General features: G+C 36.3%; 23 protein-coding genes. 10 read left to right on the top strand and 13 right to left on the bottom strand.

Annotated elements, in window-relative coordinates:
• Window positions 1-109: 109 nt before the first annotated feature.
• Both DLK05_RS07050 and DLK05_RS07045 read right to left on the bottom strand, forming a co-directional pair.
• Entirely contained in the window at window positions 110-865 is a 756-nt protein-coding gene (locus DLK05_RS07050) for a DUF4197 domain-containing protein (protein ID WP_127343311.1), read from the bottom strand.
• 114 nt (window positions 866-979) lie between these two features.
• The gene (locus DLK05_RS07045) at window positions 980-1867 is read right to left on the bottom strand and encodes a hypothetical protein (RefSeq protein WP_127343310.1); all 888 of its coding nucleotides are present in this window, start codon (window positions 1865-1867) and stop codon (window positions 980-982) included.
• 257 nt (window positions 1868-2124) lie between these two features.
• Here DLK05_RS07045 and trhA point away from each other — a divergent pair, with 257 nt between their 5' ends.
• Window positions 2125-2808 carry a PAQR family membrane homeostasis protein TrhA gene (gene trhA / locus DLK05_RS07040; protein WP_127343309.1) on the top strand — a complete coding sequence of 228 codons (684 nt, stop codon included), beginning with the start codon at window positions 2125-2127 and terminating at the stop codon, window positions 2806-2808.
• 65 nt (window positions 2809-2873) lie between these two features.
• Here the strand turns inward: trhA and DLK05_RS07035 are convergent, their stop codons facing one another.
• Together DLK05_RS07035 and tnaA are read right to left on the bottom strand one after the other, a co-directional pair.
• Window positions 2874-3200 (bottom strand): hypothetical protein, encoded by a 327-nt coding sequence (locus tag DLK05_RS07035; RefSeq protein ID WP_127343308.1) that lies wholly within the window; start codon window positions 3198-3200, stop codon window positions 2874-2876.
• A 214-nt stretch (window positions 3201-3414) separates the two neighbouring features.
• Window positions 3415-4794 (bottom strand): tryptophanase TnaA, encoded by a 1380-nt coding sequence (gene tnaA / locus DLK05_RS07030; RefSeq protein ID WP_127343307.1) that lies wholly within the window; start codon window positions 4792-4794, stop codon window positions 3415-3417.
• A 471-nt stretch (window positions 4795-5265) separates the two neighbouring features.
• Here tnaA and DLK05_RS07025 point away from each other — a divergent pair, with 471 nt between their 5' ends.
• From DLK05_RS07025 to DLK05_RS07015, 3 genes are all read left to right on the top strand, one after another.
• Window positions 5266-6897 carry a DUF3078 domain-containing protein gene (locus tag DLK05_RS07025; RefSeq protein WP_127343306.1) on the top strand — a complete coding sequence of 544 codons (1632 nt, stop codon included), beginning with the start codon at window positions 5266-5268 and terminating at the stop codon, window positions 6895-6897.
• 126 nt (window positions 6898-7023) lie between these two features.
• Window positions 7024-7491: an HAD family hydrolase gene (locus tag DLK05_RS07020; protein ID WP_127343305.1), complete on the top strand. Its 468-nt coding sequence runs from the start codon at window positions 7024-7026 to the stop codon at window positions 7489-7491.
• A gap of 92 nt (window positions 7492-7583) precedes the next feature.
• Window positions 7584-8018: a rhodanese-like domain-containing protein gene (locus tag DLK05_RS07015; RefSeq protein ID WP_127343304.1), complete on the top strand. Its 435-nt coding sequence runs from the start codon at window positions 7584-7586 to the stop codon at window positions 8016-8018.
• Here DLK05_RS07015 and DLK05_RS07010 read toward each other — a convergent pair.
• A complete protein-coding gene (locus DLK05_RS07010; RefSeq protein ID WP_127343303.1) occupies window positions 8015-8512 on the bottom strand; it encodes an O-acetyl-ADP-ribose deacetylase in 498 nt (165 codons plus the stop codon). The genes DLK05_RS07015 and DLK05_RS07010 overlap by 4 nt on opposite strands.
• A 271-nt stretch (window positions 8513-8783) precedes the next feature.
• Between DLK05_RS07010 and DLK05_RS07005 the strand changes: the two genes are divergently transcribed.
• Window positions 8784-9878 carry a 6-phosphofructokinase gene (locus tag DLK05_RS07005; RefSeq protein WP_127343302.1) on the top strand — a complete coding sequence of 365 codons (1095 nt, stop codon included), beginning with the start codon at window positions 8784-8786 and terminating at the stop codon, window positions 9876-9878.
• 50 nt (window positions 9879-9928) lie between these two features.
• On the opposite strand, the gene DLK05_RS07000 is transcribed toward DLK05_RS07005, so the two are convergent.
• The 8 genes from DLK05_RS07000 to pheT form a co-directional block, all read right to left on the bottom strand.
• Window positions 9929-10351, bottom strand: a complete 423-nt coding sequence (locus DLK05_RS07000; RefSeq protein ID WP_127343301.1) for a thiol-disulfide oxidoreductase DCC family protein — start codon at window positions 10349-10351, stop codon at window positions 9929-9931.
• A gap of 69 nt (window positions 10352-10420) precedes the next feature.
• Window positions 10421-11458 (bottom strand): permease, encoded by a 1038-nt coding sequence (locus DLK05_RS06995; RefSeq protein ID WP_127343300.1) that lies wholly within the window; start codon window positions 11456-11458, stop codon window positions 10421-10423.
• A gap of 63 nt (window positions 11459-11521) precedes the next feature.
• Entirely contained in the window at window positions 11522-12226 is a 705-nt protein-coding gene (locus tag DLK05_RS06990; RefSeq protein WP_127343299.1) for an aromatic aminobenezylarsenical efflux permease ArsG family transporter, read from the bottom strand.
• 114 nt (window positions 12227-12340) lie between these two features.
• Window positions 12341-12811, bottom strand: coding sequence for a nitrophenyl compound nitroreductase subunit ArsF family protein (locus DLK05_RS06985; RefSeq protein ID WP_127343298.1), 471 nt, complete (start codon window positions 12809-12811; stop codon window positions 12341-12343).
• A gap of 45 nt (window positions 12812-12856) precedes the next feature.
• Window positions 12857-13093 (bottom strand): thioredoxin family protein, encoded by a 237-nt coding sequence (locus tag DLK05_RS06980; protein WP_127343297.1) that lies wholly within the window; start codon window positions 13091-13093, stop codon window positions 12857-12859.
• Window positions 13094-13131: 38 nt separating this feature from the next.
• Window positions 13132-13428, bottom strand: a complete 297-nt coding sequence (locus tag DLK05_RS06975) for an ArsR/SmtB family transcription factor (protein WP_127343296.1) — start codon at window positions 13426-13428, stop codon at window positions 13132-13134.
• A 352-nt stretch (window positions 13429-13780) separates the two neighbouring features.
• Complete coding sequence (locus DLK05_RS06970; protein ID WP_127343295.1) at window positions 13781-14476, bottom strand: hypothetical protein; 696 nt, start codon at window positions 14474-14476, stop codon at window positions 13781-13783.
• 903 nt (window positions 14477-15379) lie between these two features.
• Window positions 15380-17830, bottom strand: a complete 2451-nt coding sequence (gene pheT, locus DLK05_RS06965) for a phenylalanine--tRNA ligase subunit beta (RefSeq protein WP_127343294.1) — start codon at window positions 17828-17830, stop codon at window positions 15380-15382.
• Between the two features lie 352 nt (window positions 17831-18182).
• Here pheT and surE point away from each other — a divergent pair, with 352 nt between their 5' ends.
• The 5 genes from surE to gldG all read left to right on the top strand — a co-directional run bounded on the left by surE (window position 18183) and on the right by gldG (window position 22994).
• The gene (gene surE / locus DLK05_RS06960; protein WP_127343293.1) at window positions 18183-18965 is read left to right on the top strand and encodes a 5'/3'-nucleotidase SurE; all 783 of its coding nucleotides are present in this window, start codon (window positions 18183-18185) and stop codon (window positions 18963-18965) included.
• Entirely contained in the window at window positions 18949-19248 is a 300-nt protein-coding gene (locus tag DLK05_RS06955) for a hypothetical protein (RefSeq protein ID WP_127343292.1), read from the top strand. The genes surE and DLK05_RS06955 overlap by 17 nt, the downstream gene beginning before the upstream one ends.
• Window positions 19249-19299: 51 nt before the next feature.
• Complete coding sequence (lpxB, locus tag DLK05_RS06950) at window positions 19300-20454, top strand: lipid-A-disaccharide synthase (RefSeq protein ID WP_127343291.1); 1155 nt, start codon at window positions 19300-19302, stop codon at window positions 20452-20454.
• 96 nt (window positions 20455-20550) lie between these two features.
• Window positions 20551-21282: a gliding motility-associated ABC transporter permease subunit GldF gene (gene gldF, locus DLK05_RS06945; protein ID WP_127343290.1), complete on the top strand. Its 732-nt coding sequence runs from the start codon at window positions 20551-20553 to the stop codon at window positions 21280-21282.
• 11 nt (window positions 21283-21293) lie between these two features.
• Window positions 21294-22994 carry a gliding motility-associated ABC transporter substrate-binding protein GldG gene (gene gldG / locus DLK05_RS06940; protein WP_209319768.1) on the top strand — a complete coding sequence of 567 codons (1701 nt, stop codon included), beginning with the start codon at window positions 21294-21296 and terminating at the stop codon, window positions 22992-22994.
• Window positions 22995-23089 lie beyond the last annotated feature (95 nt).

Genomic DNA, 23089 nt, shown 5'->3' with positions numbered 1-23089 from the left:
CCTGGAACCTATTTGTTTTGGCATCAGATCGATATTGGAAGAGCGCTTCTGCGTGTTTCATTTGAAGATTTTGTAATAGGAGTCTCTCAGTTTGTAATTTCATGATTTACTATTTGTCCAGTGTTCCAAATACCCTTTTCAAAATATCATTAATTCTTTTTATTGGATCTTTCCTGATTTGTTTTTCTTCTTCTGCTATTTTTAGGAATAAAGCATGGAGTGTTTTCTCTGTTACATAGTTTTCTAATTTAATGTTTACAGGTTCTAAATTTGCTATTTTACCTGCAAAACTGCCGGCCACTTGATTGTACTTATTTGTGAGTAAACTCCAAGATTCATTGGTGGACATATTGGCAAGTAATTTTTTATTTAGAGAGCTTCTAACCTTAGGAAGAAATAGATCCTTTAATTTATTGTATGTTTTATCTTGCAAATATTTTGTGGCAGCATCATCATTTCCTTTTAAAATAGTGAATGCATCTGTAATTGTCATTTCTTTAATGGCAGCTGCAAAAATGGGTGCGGATTCTTTAACTGCATCTTCTGCAGCACGGTTTAGTCTTATTTCAACTTTTTCAATCAGATCTTTTCCGCCGGGAATCATTTGAATATTCTTACTGATGTTTTGAGCTTCTTGGGGAAGGAGTATTTTAACTGCTTTATCTTTATAAAAGCCATCTTTTGTCGCAAGAATATTTGCTGCATTGATACTACCTATACGAAGTGCTTCCTTTAATCCATTGCTTACTTCGGAGCTACTTAATGTTTTTTCCTGACCTATCGGATATTGATTGACAAAAGTCTGAACTTCGGCACACGAAGTAAATAGAAAAAGTAGAAGTACAAGGTAGAAGTTGTTTTTCATGTTTTATTTTTTAAAGTTAAAAGTAAAACATTTAAGCAAATAATTAAAAGTGGAATGGATAGCAAATAAAAATCCCCAACATTTTGCTGTTGGGGATGAGTCTATAAGGCTGTTTTATTCCGTAAGAGCTTCCATGAAATCTTCTACATCTCCAGGGGTACTCATTATTTTCATAAATGTGCCCATTGTTAGTTCTGGCCAATATAATGCAAATCTGTATTTTCCATGAAGTATACTTGCTTCCTTTCCTTGCAATATTATTTCGTATGGCATTGCGGCAATATGATCTTCTCCAATGATTGGTAGGAAATCCTTTTCACCATCTTCTTTATCTAACAATCCAATACCGAAAACAGCAATTTTTTGATCTGTAAAAACTTGCTCATAAATCAATTCTGTATTTCCTTTTTTTGCTTCAAGATTCTTACGAATGATCAATAATCCTTCCTCAAAACTATTAAATTCATTAAGCTCTACAGGATCATCAAAATATGGCATCATCATTTTATAATGATATTTTTTTAAGGCATCAGTTTTAACTTCTCCACCAAATGGTTCGTAATCCTTTCCGTAAGATTCTAAGGCCATTTTTAGATCGGCGGTAATTTTAGAATAAGCATTCTTCTCTGTTTCGTAATTACTTAAATAAGCACAAAACATGTAATCTGGATTTAGAATACTAATGGAAGTTTTACCATCTTTTTTAACCAAACCAATTTTTAAAACACTGGCTAATGCTCCACGATCTGCGGATTTTAGACATAATTTTTGTAGGTCTTTTCGGGTAAAGCAGACTACTCCCAAATTTGGATTGGCTTCAGGATTGTATTCCCCAATTATTTTAAATCCGTTACTTTCCAAATTGCTTTTGATTGTTGTTGAGAGTGCTGAAATCGATTCGTCAGAGGTTCCAATTTTAAAAAAAGGTGCTAGTTTTGTATTCTGTGCTATCGCAGTCTGAATGCAAATAAGACTTAGAATTAAGAATGCTAATTTTTTCATTTTTTGTTTAGTTTCTAGATATAAAGATGTTTACAGGTTACAATATATAAATATGATATTATATAGAATATGTTGTAGAATAGGTTTTCATTTGGTTTCACTAGCAAAAGTTTTATGGAGCTTCCACTTTTGCTATGCTACCAACGTTTTAGTAGTTATTTTTAATCAATGTAAATTGAATAAGCTTATATTTTGTTCCCTCGTTACTTTTACGGAAATTTGATTTTCTTATTCTGATATACTGAAAATTTATTCATATGAAGTGGTTGATATTATTAACATCGTGGGCAGAGAGTGAAAAAAAGAGGATATTATCAAGTCATGAAGCTGTTCATGAGTTTGGGAATTGGTTGTCTCACTTTATGGGATTGATTTTTGGTATTCCTGCTGGTATTTGGTTGTTATTTCGAGCTTGGGAGTTGCAAAATTTGTCAGGATTTTTATCTGTTTTGATCTTTGTTTTGGCCTTTAACTTACTATATGCTTCTTCTTCTTTATATCATTTTATGATGGGACATCCCAATAGAAAAATGTTTCGCAAGCTGGATCATATCAGCATATTTTTTATGATTGCGGGAACTTACACTCCTTTTTTGGTGATATATTTAGATAATTTTGTTGGTAAACTGTATCTGGCAATTTTATGGACACTTGTAATTTTAGGGATCTTCTTTAAGCTTTTTTATATGGGTAAATTTAAGTGGATTTCTTTATTACTTTACTTATTTATGGGAGGGCTAATGATTTTTAATTTCGAAGCTTTTAGTTCTTCTTTGCCTATTTTAAGTCTGAATTGGATTATTATTGGTGGACTATTTTATGTTTTAGGTGTAGTGTTTTATGTTTGGAATAAGTTGCCATTTAATCATTTCATATGGCATTTATTTGTTTTTGGTGGGAGTCTTTCTCATTTCGTAGCGGTGTATTACAGTCTTGTATAAGTTTCAAAAAGACTTTCCCTATCGAGAAAGCCTTTACAATTTTATCAAATTAATAATTGATAAAATTAACAAATTCTGCAATTCTGAACATACCAGGACACAGGATGGTCTTGTTTGTTAATTAATTCACTGATAATTTTACGATTATCCCAAACAGCACAACACGAGGTGGTTTGATTGAGAGCTTTACTAAGTTTTGACCAATCATCCATGACCTCCATGGTCAAGGAATTTTCAAATTCTTTGAACACATTAATGGCAGAAGAACCACAAAAATGAAGTTTGTCTTCCAGTGATTTTAAATTGTCATTTTTTGTGAAAATATGATCGCCAACTTTAAAATACTCATCTTCCTTAAGTAGAAGTGTTACTTTCATGTCGATTGTTGTCATAGCTTGTTAGTTTAGATTAGGCTTCTTTTTTTCTTTATTTAAATTAGGGAATGAGATATTTGCGTTATAAATTGTATTCATTATTAATCTGCTACCTAAAAATAGGAAATTTTATAGACAGGAGAAAATAAAATTTATTAAAGAGCAAATTCTTTATATAGGTGTAAAAAAAAACTCCCTTCTGGGAGTTTTTGATTTTAATGTTAGGAAGGATTTATTTGATTTTGTCCAAATGTACAGTGAAATGTCGCATGATAGGAGCTTCTTCAATTATTTTAAATCCGTGTTTTATGTTCAGTCTGCGATTAAAGACATTTTTAAGTGCCGCAGCAACAACTTCCATATGATTGTTGGTGTAAACCCGTCGCGGTATTGCCAATCGTAAAAGCTCTAATTCAGGATAACGGTTTTCTCTAGTTTCCGGATCTCTGTCTGCAAGGATTGTCCCAATTTCTACACCTCTGATACCTGCTTCTAAATATAATTCACAACCCAGCGTTTGTGCTTGAAATTCTTCTTTTGGAATATGACTTAATATCTTTTTAGCATCCACAAAAATGGCATGACCACCAACTGGTTTTTGAAAAGGTATTCCATATTCATGAAGCATTTCACCAAGATATTCTACTTGCTTAATGCGAGTTTCCAAATATTCAAATTCAGTTCCTTCGTCCAAACCTTGCGCTAATGCATTCATGTCTCTTCCAGACATTCCGCCATAGGTTACGTAACCTTCAAACATGATATTATAAGTTGAAGCTTTTTTCCAAAGTTCTTCATCTCTCATGGCGATAAATCCACCCATATTGACAATAGCATCTTTTTTGGAGCTCATTGTTGCCATGTCTGCATAGGAATACATTTCCTTTACAATTTCCTTGATAGATTTATCCTGATAGCCTTCTTCTCTCATTTTAATAAAATAAGCATTTTCGGCAAATCGGGCTGAATCATAACATACAGGAATACCATATTTATCAGCAAGTTGTTTTACTGCTCGTAGGTTTGCAATAGAAACTGGCTGTCCTCCGGAGCTATTACATGTTACGGTAATAATGATCATTGGAATTTGTTCCTTTGGATAGGTCGTAAGAACTGATTCCAATTTTACCAGGTCAACATTTCCTTTAAAAGGATGATCTAATTCAGTGTCAAAAGCTTCATCGATAGTACAATCAACAGCTTTTGCTTTTCTGAATTCTATATGGCCTTTGGTGGTGTCAAAATGAGAGTTCCCAGGAACGATATCTCCACTTTTAACCAAAACTGAAAAAAGTACATTTTCTGCTGCACGTCCTTGATGAGTTGGTAAAAAATGATCGAATCCAAGAATATTCTTAATTGCGGCTTTCATGTTGTAATAGGAACGAGCACCAGCGTAACTTTCATCACCGGTCATCATCGCTGCCCATTGCTTATCGCTCATAGCACCAGTTCCTGAATCGGTTAGTAAATCGATAAAAACCTGATCGCTCTTTAAATTAAATAGATTGTAATTGGCTTCTTTAAGCCATTGTTCTCTTTCTGCACGTGTGCTTCTTCGGATGGTTTCCACCATCTTAATTTTAAATGATTCTGCAAATGGTAATTCCATAATATGTTGCTTGTTGTATTGTAAATATAAATTACAGTAATATTGGCAGGATAAAATTATCCCACAATATTCTATAAGTGATCTTTAGATAAAATAAATGAAAATTTAGGACAAGACGCCCAGAACAAGTTTACAGGTGAAACTCGTCACGATTCTTAATATTAAGGTAGATGTTGTGTGTCAGTTTTGGAACTTGTTGTTTTATTTCCATGATTTCTGATTTTTCAACTGTGCCAAAAATAGAAATTTTTCAGCGTTTTAAAAAGACGAACTTAAAAAAAGTGCAATCGTTTGTTTTGGATAATGCATCAGGATTTGGTTAAAATGAACATTTGTATTGGAATATCTTTTAAAAAAAGAAATAATTTCAACACATTTGTAAGCGTTAGTATGAGGTTCGGAATATGACTTTCCACAACCTAAATTCCCGAAAGCCAATTAATTCATAAACAAAGAATAGACCTGTGTCCCATGATTCGATCTTTGTATGTTTTGCTGATTCTTATTATTCAGCCAGCTCTCTTATTTGCCCAGAAAAAAGTATCTAAAGATTCTCTTATACCAGTTGCCCCAAAATGGAATCAATCGGTATATATCTTGCAGCATTCTTCTGCTGATTCTATTAGGTATTTAAGGCAAGATACAGTTCTTGAAATTATGTCAGATCCTTTACATCATCTCGAAAATGTGGGTTTTCGTTTTCTTGTAAGAGAGTTAGATCAAGAGAATTCTTCATTTGACCATCAGAAAGATTCTTTAAAAGATGCGGTGAATACTTTACTCGAATACGTTAAAAATGACAGTATTCGAAATATGGTTTTCTATCTCAAAGATTATATCGAGAACAGAAAAACAGAAGAGGCTTTAAATGAGGTGAAGAAACAAATCAAATTAGAAGAAATTCTTAGCTATCAACCCGATTTGCCGCATTTGGAAGAACAGGATAATGATACATGGAAGCCAGAAGCTTTAAAGGAGCTTTACGCTTACGTGGAAAATGATCCTGTGCATCAATGGATAAGGAATATAAGTCGAGATTCTGTTTTGCTTGGAGTGAAAAACTATATGAATGATTCCATTAATTTTTGGATAAATAATGGTAAACAGGATTTTAAACGATTTTGGTTGAAAAAGAATAGAAGGGATTCTATTGGAATTTGGGTGCAAAATACCAGCAACAGGTCGGTGCGTATTCTTGTAGATGATGATGTGTATCAGCAATCGGTTCAAAAGTCTAAGATGAGAGGTACTCGACTTAAATTAGAGAAGAAAATTTCTGATGACCAATATAAGTTAGCCAAATTAAGCAAGTATAAACGCTATGCTCAAATATGGAATACGGGTGTGACTCTAGGCTTGTCTTTTAATCAGGGGCACGTGAGTGATAGCTGGTCGGGAGGAGGCGAAAGTTCTATTGCTACCTTAACAACTGTAAATGCTTTTGCGAATTACAAAAAGGGGAAGTACAGCTGGGATAGTGTTTTGGATATTAAGTACGGTTTGCTAAAGTCCGGAGATAACGGATTTCGAAAGAACGAAGATAGAATTGAATTTAATACTAAGTATGGTCAAAAAGCTGTGAAGAATTGGTATTACTCAGCTCTTTTTAATGTAAAAACCCAGATGGTGAAAGGCTATAATTACCCTAGCGATGGAGCAAGGAAATTGAAGTCCCGGTTTTTTGCACCAGCTTATATTATTGCTACAGTAGGTATGGACTATAAGCCAAATAAAAAGTTTTCCGTTTTACTATCGCCGATAGCTGCAAAATATACTATTGTTGGCGATACAGCCATGGTTGATCAAACAGCATATGGTGTGGATGCCGATAAAAAAGTGAAAAAAGAAGTCGGTTCCTATGTGAAAATATCACATAAACTGGACTTTTGGGAAGATATGAAATTAGAAAATAAGTTTAGTTTGTATTCTAATTATTCCGAAAAACCCCAAAATATTGACGTGGATTGGGAGCTGATTCTTATTATGCCTATTAATCAGTATTTAACAACTACATTTTCTACCCACATGATATCGGATGATGATACCGGATCTAAACTACAATTCAAGGAAAATCTTTCAGTTGGTATTAGATATCGGTTCTAATAATTTTAGGAAATAATTCAGGATTTCCATAGTAATATTTACTTCACCTAAAAAGATGTTATTAAACCGTTTTTAGCTTTGTTGGAAAAGTACTATTTTAACTCCTTCATTTTAAAAGATTAATTTATGAGTTTGACTTACAAAGTACCAGGCGTTGGAGCCATTGAGATTGATACCCTGGTAGTAGATTCTAACGGAACCTTAACCATTAATGGGGTGATTGTGGAGGGAGTTATGGAGCGAATCCATCGCTTACAATCCTTGGGTGTAAACGTGGTGATGATTTCATCTGATCAAAGAGGTAATGCAAGAAATATAGCTTTATCAAGTGGTATCACCTATTATGAGGCTGGTAACTCCAGAGAAAAAGAAGATATTCTTTTGTCTTTGGGAAGCCATAAAGTTGCTGCAATTGGAAATGCCCGGATTGATATAGGCTTATTTGTTCAATCTATAGTTTCTATAGCTACTTTGCAGAAGGAGGGAATTCACAAAGATATCATCGATCATGTGGATGTAATTGTTCCGAGCATAAATGATGCTTTGGATTTTCTGCTTGATAAGGATACTTTCATCGCCACAATGAAACGTTAGAGTTTTGATCAACTTATTAAATCTCCTTTTGGGAGATTTTTTTTGCGAAGAATCGAATTAGTAAGTATTTTGTTCGATCAAGTTTATGAACTATGGATGTAATTTTATTGTTGGTTTCAATCCCGGCCATTGGCTTTGGGATTTATTGGTACTTTATTCATATTCCCAATTATTATGGATATAAATCAAGCGATGGTAAGAAATTATCTAAATATTTGCCGGCAAAAAAATTACTGGAATTATGTAATCATCCCAATCCGGATATTTGGATTATTGATGTGAGGGAGGAGGAGTACTATCTCCTTGGACATATTCCTACAGCTAAAACTTTTCCACATCATCTGGTGGAAGATTGGTATCCTGAAATTCCCACAAATAAACAATTGATTATCTATTGTGATTTGAGTCTTAAATCACAGAATGTAATCCTGTTCCTACAGCAAAAAGGATATACCCAAATGATAAATTGGGGAAAATATAAGCGCTGGAAGTTTGAGGAGGAAGTGGTGGAATCTGCAGTATATTAGATTTTATTCTGATACAGCTTTAAGTTTTCTTCATCAAAAACACAAAATATTACCGTTTTTATAAACTTACACTTCTTCAATTCTTTTTGTACTGTTTTAATTGCAATTTCAGCAGCCTTTTTTTTAGGAAATCCATAGATACCAGTACTGATATTGGGGAAAGCGATACTTTCTAATGCATTCTTATCAGCTAGTCGTAAGGATTTTTTATAACAAGACTTTAGCAGCTTGACTTCGTTTTGATCTCCGCCTTTCCAAATTGGTCCTACCGTATGAATCACAAATTTGCAGGGCAGATGAAAGGCGTCTGTTATTTTGGCCTCTCCTGTGGCGCAACCATTTAGTTTCTTACAGGCTTCCAATAATTCTGATCCAGCAGCTCTATGAATTGCTCCATCGACACCACCACCGCCCAATAAGCTGGTATTAGCTGCATTTACAATAGTATCAACTGCCAGTTTTGTGATGTCTCCTTTGAAAATCTCGATATTCATATTCTATTTTTTTTAACCCATTAATAAGCTTAACTTTTTTGTCAATCTTTAAAGAAAGAAGATTTTATTAGGCTCAAAAGCTATATTTTAAACTTATACTAAGTGTACGTATTGGTTTTATCAAATTTAATAATTCAAATTCATTATAAAAAAGTCTTCGAAATCGATTGCAATTCATTGATTTTGAAATTGTTTGTTTGGTCTCGAAAAATATTTTTATTTTAGCGGCGCTAGCCAAGCAAATTGATTGAAATATATTAAATTGACAATTATGAAAAGAGTATTAGTTGCAACGGGGGGTGGTGATTGCCCTGGGTTGAATGCTGTAATTCGCGCGGTTGTGAAGCGTGCAGCTCAAGAAAAAGATTGGGAAGTAGTGGGAAGTATTCAATCTTTTGATGGGATATTGAAAGAACCTACTGAAATAAAAATATTAGATGATGTAGCGGTGAAAGGCATACATTATCAAGGAGGAACAATCATTGGAACTACTACAAAGGGTGGTCCGTTTGCTTGGCCGGTAAAAAATAAAGATGGCTCCTGGGGATCTGCCGATCGTTCTGATGAAATGATTCGCAAATTACAATACTTGGGAATTGATGCTGTAATTAGTATTGGTGGCGATGGTTCACAAAAAATATCACAGGCATTATACGAAAAAGGATTGAATATTATCGGTGTACCGAAAACTATCGATAACGACCTTTCTGCTACCGATTTTACTTTCGGTTATCAGACAGCAGTGCAAATTTGTACCGAGGCAGTTGATAAATTGAAAACTACTGCAGCATCACACAATCGTATTTTTGTATTGGAAGCTATGGGTCGTGATGCAGGATGGATTGCTTTAAGTGCTGCTATTGCAGGTGGAGCCGAAGCTTGCTTGATTCCTGAAATCCCTTATGATATTAAAAAGGTAAAAGCAAAACTAGATACTCGTTTCTTGAAGGGAAAAGGCTTTGGTATTATTGTGGTTGCTGAAGGTGCGATGCCAATTGGTGGAACTGCTTTAGCCGAAGAGAGTAGCGAGGTTGGAAATCCAAACCTGAAATTAAGTGGTGCTGCTGATCGCCTGGCTATGGAATTGAAAAATGCTGGTATTGAAGCGGATATTCGTACTACTGTCTTGGGACATCTACAACGTGGTGGTATTCCTGTTGCTTATGATCGTGTGTTGGCTACTCAGTTTGGAGTAAAAGCTTTTGAAATGGTATTGGAAGGAAAATTCGGACACATGGTGGCTTATCGTCATCCCGAAGTTGTTGCTGTTCCTCTATTGGAGGCTATCGGACAACAAAATCTTGTGGATCCAAAAGCAAATTTGGTGAAGACAGGAAAAGGTGTTGGTATCTGTTTTGGAGACTAATTTATCTTTAGAATATATTTACAACCGGAATCTCTTGAGGTTCCGGTTTTTTATTCCAAAAATCTATGTTTCCATTCTGGTTGAGGCACCATGCATACAGATTTTTTTCCGAACCAGGAATAACGATTATTTGCTATTCGCAGATAGATCCAATCGGAGAGGAATTTGGGAATGTATCGGAAATAATAAAATGCTTTCCAGGGATACACGAGATGTTTACTGATTTGAAAGGCAGCGGCACTCTTCTGATATACTTGTTGGTCTTCAATGAAAATTACTGTATCCATACGGCTTTCCACTTTGTATTGTGTCAGAAGTTCCTGTGCAAAGTCAGATTGTAAGGATGCAAAGAATAGGTTTTGTTTTTTATTGTAGGTAAGGATGAATTGCACCGCGGTGCTGCACAAATTACAAAGCCCGTCGAATAAAACGACAGGCTTGGTAATGTTGTTATGACTGGTAAATTCTTGCATCTGTTGATTTTATTTTATCGCGAAAGCAAGAACTTTTGAAATAATCCGGGTTTGAAGAATTTGCTAATGCTAGTAGATAAAATTAAAAATAAAACCAACACAAAGAATTCCAAAGCCAACAATTCCAACAAAGGCAAGAATTAATGGCATCTTCAATACCTTTTTCAGGATAATGATTTCCGGTAAGGATAAGCCAATTACTGACATCATAAATGCCAGTGATGTTCCTAAGGAAGCTCCTTTTTCGATTAAAACACTAACTATCGGTATTATTCCAGCTGCATTGGAGTACATCGGAATTCCGATCAGAATAGATAGTGGTACCGAATACCATGCTGATTTTCCCATCAGATTGGCCATGAAATCTTCCGGTACGTAACCATGTGCTGCTGCTCCAATGGCTACACCTGCTACTATATAAATCCAAATCTTTCCAACAATGTCCTTTACAGTTTCTAAGCCGACTTTAATTCGTTTTGAAAAGGTGATTTTGGTGGCATCTAAATCCGATTGACCGGTTTTTACTTCGAATACCCAGTCTTGTACGTATTTTTCAAGTTTTAACACACCAATCAACCATCCAGCTAAAATGGCAATTATTAATCCTGTTAATGTGTAGATTACTGCGGTTTTCCACCCAAATAATCCGATAAGCAGGATCAAGGCAATTTCGTTAACCATTGGTGCAGCAATTAAAAAGCTGAAGGTTACACCTAAAGGAACTCCCGCTTCAACAAATCCAAGAAATAGAGGAATAGCGGAACAGGAACAAAAAGGAGTGACAATTCCTAAAATGGCAGCCATTATATTCCCTACAAAAGTGGACTTTCCTGCCAATGCTTTTCTGGTTTTCTCCGGTGAAAAGTAACTGCGTAGAATCCCAACGCCAAAAACAACCAAAACCAATAACAATAGCACTTTTGGAGTTTCGAAAATAAAGAATCGAAGGGTTTCGGTAAGATGGCTTCCTTTTGTAAGATGAAATAGATTATCAATAATGAAATCAGAGAAATTCTGAAGATTGATATATAAAACATACCAAACGGGCAATAATAGTAATGCCCAAATCAATTGATTTTTTTTGGCTAATTGTATGGATTTAATCATGTTATTTGATGTTGTACCTGAGATGTTTAAATCAGAATTTTTTTATCTCAACGTTTAATGTTTCTAATTAATAAAAAAGATATACGAAAAATAAAGACCTGCCAGGATAAATATTGCGGCAGCAATTTTTCTAAACCAATACTCGAAACTTTTTACTTTGTTGTAAAAATTACCTACTCCCGATAGCGTAAATGCTAAGAGGTAGGCGATGATAATTACAGGTAATCCTGTGGCAATTGCATAAACAAAAGGAAGAAATAAACCATCGGGTTGTGAAATGCTTAGTGGAATTAGCATGCCGAAGTACAGAATACCGCTGTACGGACAAAATGCCAATGCGAAAATCATTCCCAGTACCAATGCGCCCCAATATTTCCCCTGTACTTTTTCTCCTTTAATACGATCGGTGATTCTCCCAACTCCGGGGAAATTAATGGAGATTAAATCGAGCATGAAAATTCCGATTATCAGTAATAAAGGACCCAGCATCCGTTCTCCGTAGGTTCCGAAAAATGAAGAGATATCGAATTTGCTTGCTCCAAAATAGAGTAGTGCACCTAGCACTGTATAGCTTATGGCACGTCCTAAGGTGTAAATCAATCCATTGAAAAATATTCTCTTCTTATTTCCCAGATTTTTGCTAATATATGCTGTTGCTGTAATGTTGGTAGCTAGCGGACAAGGACTAATGGCGGTCATTAAGCCCAGTAAAAATGCCGAGAATATGGGTAAATTTGTTTGCGATAATAGTTGATCTAAATAATCCATGAGCAATGTTTTGGTATCCTGTAAAGGGACGTGACTTGTTTTGTACTTCTCTGAAATATTTGTAATACAGGCATCTTTTATCGATGCCCGTATGTTAATTCCAGACCAACTTATTTATTCTGCTTTAATGGTAGCTTCTAGTTTAGCAACATAAGCTTCGGTGTTTCTAAGGGCATTGCGGAAGGCGAAATTGGTAAGATCGTCTACTTTCCCCGATTTATTATGCTTGATGAATAAAGCTGATGTACTGGCATTAAATTCCTTTGCGATAGCTTTATTCTCGGGCTGATCGAAATTAATGTCGTAGAAAGGAACTTGCAATTTTGCTGCTACTTCCTGTGCAGTTTTGCCAACTGCTTTACAAGTAGTACATCTTCTGTCGCCATGAAAATAGTAAACGCCTGCACTTTCCTTGTTTTCGTTCACTTGAGCATTCTTTTTTGCTGCTGTTCCAGCAGAACATGCGCTGCTGCATCCGCTAGCTGCTTTCATTTGTGCTTGCGCCTGAACCTGGTTCGATTTACTTAGACAAGATGCAAGGCTAATACCTGCAACCAATAGGCTGTAAAAGATGATTTTTTTCATTTGTTAATTGTTTAAGAGTGATATGGATGAATAATGTACTTGTAATTATGCTTTTTGAATATATTCCTTGATTTCGGATATGCTGGCTACCTTGCCGCTCATCACTACTTTTTCGTCGATAACCAAGGCAGGCGTTGACATTACACCGTAGGATAGGATTTGTACCATGTCTTCAATCTTTGTTACTTCTGCATCAATAGCTAGTTCAGCTACTGCTTTTTTTGTTGCTTGCTCTAGTGTAACGCACTTTTTGCAACCAGGGCCTAATACCTTAATTTTCATCATCTGTTTATTTTGTATTTGTTATAAAATCAATTTATCTATTTGAATAATTGTTTGAATAATTGTTTGGCTAATGCCCAATTCTCTTTGTTTAAACAGTATTTAATTTTTGGAGGCATAATTTCGCCCTGAATTAATCCTGCATTTTTCAATTCTTTTAAATGTTGTGATAAAGTCGATCGGGCGATAGGTACTTCTTCTGCTAAATCACCACTATAGCAACAGGATTGTTTGGAAAGTAAATCGCATATGTAAATCCGTACCGGATGCGATAAGGCTTTCGCAAATCGTGCCATTTGTTTTTCTTCAGGGGAATAAAATTGTTTGTCTTCCATAAGTCTGTTTCTTATTATTTTTACGTATTTCGTAAAAACACGAAACAAAAATAGATGCTTTTTTTATTCTGGCAAAACTTTTACGGATTAAATGATGTGTTATTGTGAGTTGGGTTTATCGTTGGATTTTAATTCGTAATAACATAGGGTTTATACCCTGTGTTATTCAATTGCGCTCCTTTGGAGCTTGAGGAATATTTATTTTTAGATTTGTGTTGAGCCCCAAAGGGGTGGAATGTATTATTACGAGTTTATGAAGGATTCTAATTCAACAAGCAGCTAAAAAACAACACCCACACCCCAAATAAAGGTGCAGGTGTTGCAGCTATGAACAAAAATTGTATGTAATGTGTTATTCTTCGGTTTGTTCTGAGCTTTCGTTATCTGTCACTCTTTTGTGACTAGCCGGATCAACAATCATGCGAGCCGATTTATAGGATAAATAGAATTCCTTATCTTCTGTAAATAGTTCCATCATTGGGTCTATTTGATTTGATAGCAAGCTTTGAATTTTGTCGATATTATCTTCGATTAATTCATTGGTTGTTTTGCGCTCGCTAATTAATTGCCGAGGCTGCGTCATCAGCTTTTCGTAATCTTCAATCTCGGTTTGCAATTCAGCTTTCATTTCCTCGGTAAATCCGTAGTCGGCAAGTTCGCTAGTGATTGGTGAGATGTTGTCGAGTAGATTTTTACAAAAGTTTAAAAGCTCCTGATTGCGCATTAAACCCAAGGATGACATGCTAATGTTTGCAACAAAATTATTCAGATTTTCATTTTTAATAACAAAAGCATAAACTTTTACAATACTACTGGTTTTTAATGCGATGTTTATTAACTCGGTTCTTGCAAGGTTTTTATTTCCTGCGGTTTTGGTAGGAATACTACCTGCTTTGGTTATTAACTCATCTGTTTCACCTACAAGTTTATTCAGATCGGTGAACATATTTACCATTGCTGCGATTTGTGAAAATTTTGTTTGGTTGTTGGTTAGTGTTACTACTACCTGCTGGAAGGCATTTTGCCTTGCTGTAATTGTTTTTTTCATTTCAGATTAGTTTATTTTAATTATGATTTGATTTATAGTCGGGTGTGTCGAATTTAAAAATAATTTTTTAATTAACCGAAAAAAATTATGAGAAAATGACCATAAGTAATCAATAGGCTTTTGTATAATATTGTGTTTGTTGTTTTTTCAAGATATCCTTGTGTTGTATGTATGGTAAGACAAAGGTTTAGTGGTTTGTGGAATGTTGCTCGATGGTGGTGTATTAAATTTTGTATTTACTATTATACTTTGATATAGTGCGGACATTGAAAAATAATGAAGGCTATTTTATGCAGGCTTATAAGAGCATAATAAAGTGGAATGGAGATGATGCTAAGTTTATATTGGTAGATGTTGTTTACTAGTCAGTCTTGATAAGCTCCTGGTCTATTAAGCGTATGTGCAAGTCTTCCCAGGCAGGTTTCTAGTCTGTAGAGATGAACTCCAAGTCTTCCAATAGGAGTTTCAAGTTTATTAAGATGAACTGCAAGTCTTTCAAGTTCAACTTCAAGTCAATTAAGCTGATGTTAATGTCTGCCGATTGATGTTTCGTATCAATTAATATAAGGTACAAGTCTTCCGATAGAAGCTTCAAGTCTGTTAATAGGAATTACGGGTCTTCCGATCTACACTCCAAGATTGTTTAGGGGCGTTACGAGTTATTTAAGGGGAGATGCGAGTGTAGGTATTTTTGAAAAAAGAACTACAAGCCGACCTTGTTCTTTATTTTCTGCTGGCATTGGGGTTTTTAAGAAATGTGTCGCAGCATTTATCGCCATTGCCTACGGATTTATTTGACTTGCCTCTGAATTTCGACTTGCCTCTGGATTTATCCAGAGGACAAAAAAAAGCCAACTCCCCAAGGAAGCTGGCCATTTTATCATCCCGAAGGATATTGTTGTCTTATCTTATTTGTGCTCCGAGTTGTTTCTCGTAGCTCTTAATCAATTTTTGCATGATCTTATCAATTTGCTTATCGTTCAGGGTTTTTTCTGTATCCTGAAGAATAAAGCTCACAGCATAAGATTTCTTGTCAGCACCTAATTTTTCTCCTTCGTAAACATCAAACAGAGCAACCGATTTCAATAAATTCTTCTCGCAATTAAAAGCGATGGTTTTAATCTCTGCAAAGCTGGTAGTCTTGTCAATTAGTAAAGCCAAATCCCGTTTAACGGCAGGATATTTAGGCAATTCGGTAAAGCTTACTTTGTTTTTTACATATTCTTTAAGCACATTGGCCCAATTAAAATCAGCATAGAAAACAGGAATATCAATACCCATCTTTTTTAATATTTTACCGCTAACCATTCCCACTTCAAGCAGCTGTGTTTTCTTAACACCATAGCTTAATCCTTCGGTAAACTGGTCGTTCTCGCTTTCGCGGATCTTTAATTTATCGATCTGGAATCCCAAACGCTTTAAAATATTCTCAGCGTAAGCTTTAATATGGAAGAAATTACTTGGTTCCTCTTTCAAATTCCAGCTGGCAGTTGTTTTGTTTCCACAGATGAATAATCCCAAACGCTCGGTCTCGAAATAATTGTCTACCGGATTCTCGTTGGCTTCGTTCACAAAATGCTGATACGATTTTCCGAACTCAAAGAATTTAAGATCGGTATTTCTACGGTTGATATTGTAGGCAATGCTTTCCAATCCGCCAAATAAAAGGCTCTGGCGCATGGTATTTAAGTCGGAACTCAATGGATTGTAGATACGAACGGTATGTTCCAATTTCAAGCTTTCCAATTCCTCGTAATAGGATGCTTTGCTTAGCGAGTTGTTCATGATCTCGTTGAAACCAACGCTGGAAAGTAGGTTGGCGATGGTATTTCTTAGCTTGTGCTCATCGGGTTTTGGTGCAAAACTTAAAGATGCATTCACCTTCGATGGTACTTCCACATTGTTAAAGCCATAAATACGCAATACCTCTTCTACTACATCCGCCTCGCGTTTCACATCCACACGATAGGGAGGAACCAAAAGGTTTAATGTATCGCCGTCCTCTTTCTCTATTTTAATTTCGAGAGCAGTAAGAATTTTGATGATAGTTTCCTTACCGATTTTTTTACCGATAAGTTGTTCGATACGTGCCACACTTACTTCTACCTTAAAGTCTTCAACCGGATTTGGATAGATATCGATTACCTCGGATGAAATTTTGCCACCGGCAATTTCCTTGATTAAAAGAGCGGCGCGTTTCATTGCATAGATCGTGTTGTTCGGATCGGTTCCCCGCTCGAATCGGAACGATGCATCGGTATTTAATCCATGACGACGAGCGGTTTTACGAACATATACCGAATCGAAATAAGCACTCTCTAAAAAGATATCGGTAGTAGTGTTGCTTACGCCGGAATCTAATCCGCCAAATACTCCTGCGATACACATAGGAGCTTCGCTATTGCAGATCATCAAATCTTTTTCATTTAACTCTCGTTCGGTTTCGTCGAGGGTAGTGAAAAGAGTGCCGTCGGCAACAGTTTTTACAACAACCTTTTTACCGCCGATCTTGGCATAATCGAATGCGTGTAGGGGCTGACCTGTTTCGAATAGCACGTAGTTGGTAATGTCCACTACATTGTTGATAGGGCTCAGTCCAATTGCTTTTAGTCTGTTTTGCAACCATTCCGGTGATTCGGCAATGGTGATACCGCTAATGCATACTCCCGAATATCGGTGACAAGCATCGGTATTTTCTACCTCCACTTCGATAGGCGTATTGTTGTTGTCGACCTTAAATGCATCTACTGATGGCATCTTGTAATCGATCTCTTTTTGTTGTTTTAGATAAGCAGCCATATCTCTGGCTACGCCGATATGAGAAGATCCATCCACACGGTTAGGGGTCAAATCAATCTCGATGGTTAAATCATCTTCAATCTTAAAATATTCTTTGGCAGGTGTACCCACAACAGCATCTTCGGGTAGTACCATAATACCATCATGGCCGCTTCCTAAACCAATTTCGTCTTCAGCACAAATCATTCCCATAGAAGGCTCGCCTCTCAACTTCGATTTTTTGATGGTAAAGCTCTCGTCGCCATCGTATAAAACGGTTCCAACAGTAGCAACTACCACTTTTTGTCCGGCTGCTACATTCGCTGCACCACAAACAATTGGTAATAATTCTTCACCATTAACATCAACGCTGGTCACGCTCAAATGATCCGAATTTGGGTGGGCAACACAGGTTTTTACTTCCCCAATTACCAATCCTTCCAGACCTCCTTTTACAGATTGAAATTTTTCAATTCCTCCAACTTCCAATCCTATTTGAGTTAGAATTTCATCCATTTCAGCAGGCGAAAGATCAATGTCGATATAATCTTTCAGCCATTTGTACGATACCTTCATTTGTATGTGTGTTTTATCTGATAATTTTCAATACAATAGAAGAGGCAATTACTTTTTCCTTCTTCCTTCTTTAAGCTCACAAAAGTAGAAATTTTAGCTCCAAGTAACAAGTAGAATAATGGCTTAAACTGTATAAGCTTAGTTTAGAGCAAGGCTGTCAGAAATTACTCCTGCCAGGCTTGGTGCGTTGTTTTGGTAAGGTTGAGGAAAGAATTGTTGGTATTTAGCATTCATTGGCTGTGCCTGAACAAGATCCTTTTTAATTTACCTGGAGATAAAGTTAATAATCATTCTTTCGAATTGATAATTGAACCGAATTGGAATATATTTGTAGGATTATCAAAAAATAAAGATGAGCAATACTAAAGAAACCCCAATTATATTAGTTACCAACGACGACGGCTTGAATGCGAAAGGTATTAAAGCCTTGGTTGCTTTGGTGAAGGGCTATGGAGATATTTATGTGGTAGCACCAAACAGATCCAATTCCGGTAAATCCAATTCCATTACGGTTGAGGTTCCTATCCGCATAAAGAAAGTGCGCGATGAGGAAAATCTGCATATATACAGCTGCAAGGGAACTCCTGTTGACTGTGTGAAATTGGCGCTGAATAAAATTTTACCACGCACACCTGATTTTCTTGTTTCGGGAATTAATCACGGAGCAAATACTTCGGTGAGTGTACTGTATTCCGGAACTATGGGCGCTACTATCGAAGGTTGTCTGAATGGTATTCCTTCGGCGGGTTTTTCTTTGAATGATTTTAACCCTGATGCGGATTTTTCGGAAGCTGTGAAATATGGACGTAAGATATTTGGCAATTTAGTTGAGAAGGGATTGCAGAAAGGTGTTTGCTTAAATGTAAATTTCCCAAAAGGAGAAGTTAAAGGCATTCGGGTGTGCCGCCAGGCCGAGGGAATGTGGAAAGAGGAGTTCGATCACAGAACCGATCCGTTTGGAGGAGATTACTATTGGCTTACCGGATATTTTAAAAATGCAGAGCCTAATTCCAAAGAAACCGACGAGTGGGCCATTCGTAATGGATTTGCTTCGGTGGTGCCAACACAAGTAGATATGACTGCTCATGCTTTATTGGAGGATCTTAAAACCTGGGATTATGAAATCGAGGATTAATAATATGCCTTTAGGTACAATTCTGGGAATCCTGGTTCCCATCCTGTCTATTTATATAGCTTATCTGGTAAAATTTCAGGCAGAAATGTCCATCAACGATTTTTTAGATAGTTTGCTTGTTTATAATATCTACACGAAAGTGATGGCTTTGGCTGTTTATTTCGGAAATATTGTATTCTTTTTCCTCTTTATTAAAACAGATATGCTAAAGGCCGCAAGAGGAGTGCTTCTGGCTACAATTCTGTATTCTCTGGTTATTGCTGTTTTCCGATTTGGGATATAGCCATGTCCGTTAGCAGTTGCCTATAATTAATAGTGATATTAAAATAATAGAATGAATTACTACATCATTGCTGGAGAAGCATCAGGTGATCTTCATGCATCTAACCTAATGAAAGCCTTAAAGGTAGAGGATACAGACGCTCACTTTCGTTTCTGGGGCGGCGATTTAATGCAGGCACAGGGTGGCGAATTGGTGAAGCATTACCGCGAAACTGCCTTCATGGGGTTTGTGACTGTCTTAAAGAATTTAGGAAAGATACGAGCGAACTTTAAGCTTTGTGAAAAGGATTTACTTTCCTATCAACCGGACGTTCTAATTCTGGTCGATTATCCCGGATTTAATTTACGCATGGCCAAGTTTGCCAGAAAACATGGCATTAGGGTGCATTACTATATTTCTCCTAAGATATGGGCTTGGAAAGAGGGGCGGGTGAAGCAAATAAAAGTCAATGTCGATCGTATGTTCACGATCTTCCCTTTCGAGACTGAATTTTATAAAAAGCACAATTATCCGGTGAGTTTCGGAGGCAATCCTTTGTTGGATGCCATAGAGAATCGTCCCAATAAAGAGGAAAGTTTTGCTGATTTTACGGCTAAAAATCAGCTTTCGGATTTACCCATAATAGCACTTCTTGCCGGTAGCCGTAAGCAGGAGATAGAGCGTATTCTTCCTGTAATGCTCGATACCATAAGTTCCTTTCCCGATCATCAGTTTGTAGTGGCGGCTGCTCCTTCCATCGACAAAGCATTTTATGCTAATATTGTGGGCGATCGTAAGGTGGCGTTTGTGTACGGACAAACCTATGATCTTTTGCAGCAATCGAAAGCCGCATTGGTTACTTCGGGTACGGCAACCCTGGAGACTGCCTTGTTGCGTATTCCGCAGGTGGTTTGCTATCTTACAGGTGGAGGGAAGTTGCTGTATGCCATTGGCAAACGATTGCTGCATGTAAAGTATATCTCTTTGGTAAATCTGGTGATGGATCAGTTAATTGTGAAAGAATTGATTCAGCAGTATTGTAATCCTAAAGATATTTCCGAAGAGTTGACACTCATTCTTGATAATATGGAATACAGGAATAAGATGCTGCACAATTATCAATTATTACATGAAAAATTGGGAGGAGCAGGCGCTTCGGCTCGTTTTGCTAAAATGATATATGAGGATTTACAGGTACATTGTGCTGGTTCGATTTCCAAAGTATAATTGTTGAGATAAATTTAATCAATACAGGAAACTGGTTTTTTCTACAGATAATATTTTGCAAATTTGCATTTGCAATCTTTCATTAGAACATTTCTTATGCTAGCACTTCTTTTTAAGGAGGTAAGGTCTTTTTTTAGTTCTCTTACCGGATATCTTATTCTTGCCGTATTTTTAATTGCTACCGGATTATTTATTTGGGTATTTCCTGGTGATTCTAATCCGCTGGATACCGGATATGCAAATCTGGACGTTTTGTTTGAAATTGCGCCATGGATTTATCTGTTCCTGATTCCTGCTGTTTGCATGCGCTTGTTTGTTGATGAAAAAAAACAAGGGACTATGGAGTTGGTGTTTACTCGTCCTATTTCCGATATGGGAATTATTTTGGCTAAATATTTTGCTGCATTCCTGGTAATTGCCTTTACTCTTTTATTTTGTCTGGTTTATTTTGCCTCTATTTACTACTTAGGAAGTCCTATGGGGAATTTAGATTTGGGTGCTTTCTGGGGTTCGTTTATTGGTCTTTTTCTACTGGCAGGAGTATATGTTTCGATAGGTGTTTTAGCTAGTGCTTTAAGCGATAATCAGGTGGTTGCCTTCTTGCTTGCCCTGGTTCTCTGCTTTGTTTTTTATATTGGTTTCGATTATTTGGCTGAATGGCAAGTTTTGGAAACTTTACAGACTTTTATATTTTCTATAGGCATCAATGAACATTATCGTTCAATTTCCCGAGGTATTGTAGATTCGAGAGATTTGACTTATTTCTTTGGGGTAATTATTGCTTTTATCCTAATCACCAGAACAGTTCTTCAAAGTAGAAAATGGTAATTCACAGCATTATGGCTCAACATAGAAAAAGCAAGGATCTCTTTAAATTATTACTCTCTTTATTAGTACTGCTTGTTGTAGTATTCATTTTGCAGTTTTCATTTTTTCGTTGGGATCTTACATCCGAAAAACGTTATTCTCTTTCTGATAATACCAAGGAATTGGTTGCTTCGCTTGATAAAGATTTATACTTCGAAATTTATCTTGCCGGAGACTTACCTCACGGATTTACAAAGCTGCAAAAGGCTTGTATGGAAATGTTGGACGAATTAGCTGTTTATTCCAATAAGAGAATTTCTTATTCTTTAATTAATCCAAATGATATTGCTAACCCCAAAAAGAGAAATGCTTTCTTCCAACAGTTAGTTGAAAGGGGATTGAAACCAACCAGCTTGCAGGAAAAAACAAAGGATGGCAGCTTAAAGCAAAAGATAATAATTCCTGGAATTATTGTTCATGATCAAGAAAAAGAGACTTCCATTCATTTGCTTAAAAGCGTTGCAGGATTGTCTGCAGAGCAGAATTTAAATCAATCTATTGAGGCTTTAGAGTATGAACTGACTTCAGCCATTCGCTTATTGCAAGATCAAAAACCAAAGGAAATTGGTTTTTTAACCGGACAAGGGGAACTGAATGAGTACGAAGTAGCAGATATTACTGCTTCTTTGTTGCAGCGTTACGAAGTGAAGCGTATTGGAACAAAAGTTTTGGCACAAGATTATTCCCGTTTTGCGGCATTGCTTGTTGCTCAGCCAAGAAAGGAATTTGCCAAAGCAGATAAATATCGTCTCGATCAATATATTATGCATGGCGGAAAGGTGCTGTGGCTGATTGATGAGGTGGAAGCTTCAATGGATAGTTTAACGACAAAGGAGAGTACAGTAGCTTTTTATAAACCGCTTAACCTCGAAGATCAATTGTTTACCTATGGGGTGAGAATCAATCCCGATTTAATTATGGATGTGCAAGGACAGCTTATTCCAATTCAAACAGCACTACCCGGAGAAGCTCCTAAATTTACTCCGGCGCCATGGTATTATTCCCCTTTACTTAAAACGCCAAACACTAATCCTATTACCAAAGGCTTGAATGTAGTGAAGGCAGAGTTTGCCAATTCTATTGATTTTGTAGGGAAAAATAATAAGCTTAAAAGACAAGTTCTTTTGGCTAGCTCAGATTATACGAAGTTAGAGAAAGTTCCTGTGCAAATCAGTTTGGATATTGTTAATCGAAAAATGAGACCAAGTGATTTTCCATCCGGAAGTAGAAATATAGCAGTTCTACTGGATGGTATTTTTCCATCCGTATTTAAAAATAGGGCGTGGAAAGGAATTCAGAAGTCAACATTTAAAGAGCAGAGTGTGCCCACTAAAATGATTGTTGTTTCTGATGGAGATATAATTCGGAACAGGGTGCGAGGTTCTGGAAATAACAGACAGATAGAGGCATTAGGCTATGATCGATATTCCCGGAAAACATATGGGAATAGTAGTTTTTTATTGAATTGCGTGGATTATTTGTGTGACGATAAAGGTTGGATGAATCTAAGATCCAGAGAAGTGAAATTACGCTTGCTAAATCCAACTAAAATAAGAACCAAAAGAGTGTTTTGGCAAATGTTCAACTTAGTCCTGCCTCTATTCTTATTACTGATTTTTGCATTGTTTCGATTTTATATGCGAAGAAGAAAATTTGCACGGCTTCGCAAGTGATTCTTGCGCCTAAATATTACTTTTGTCTTCATAATAGGGAAGGGTGAGCGTACAGTAGCTTGTTTTATGACTTAGTCTTATGATTTTTAGTAGCT

It is taken from the genome of Ancylomarina longa (assembly GCF_003996985.1).
Classification (GTDB): domain Bacteria; phylum Bacteroidota; class Bacteroidia; order Bacteroidales; family Marinifilaceae; genus Ancylomarina_A; species Ancylomarina_A longa.
The sequence above is the reverse complement of the archived record's forward strand: the minus strand, read 5'-3'. Positions and strand labels throughout refer to the sequence as shown.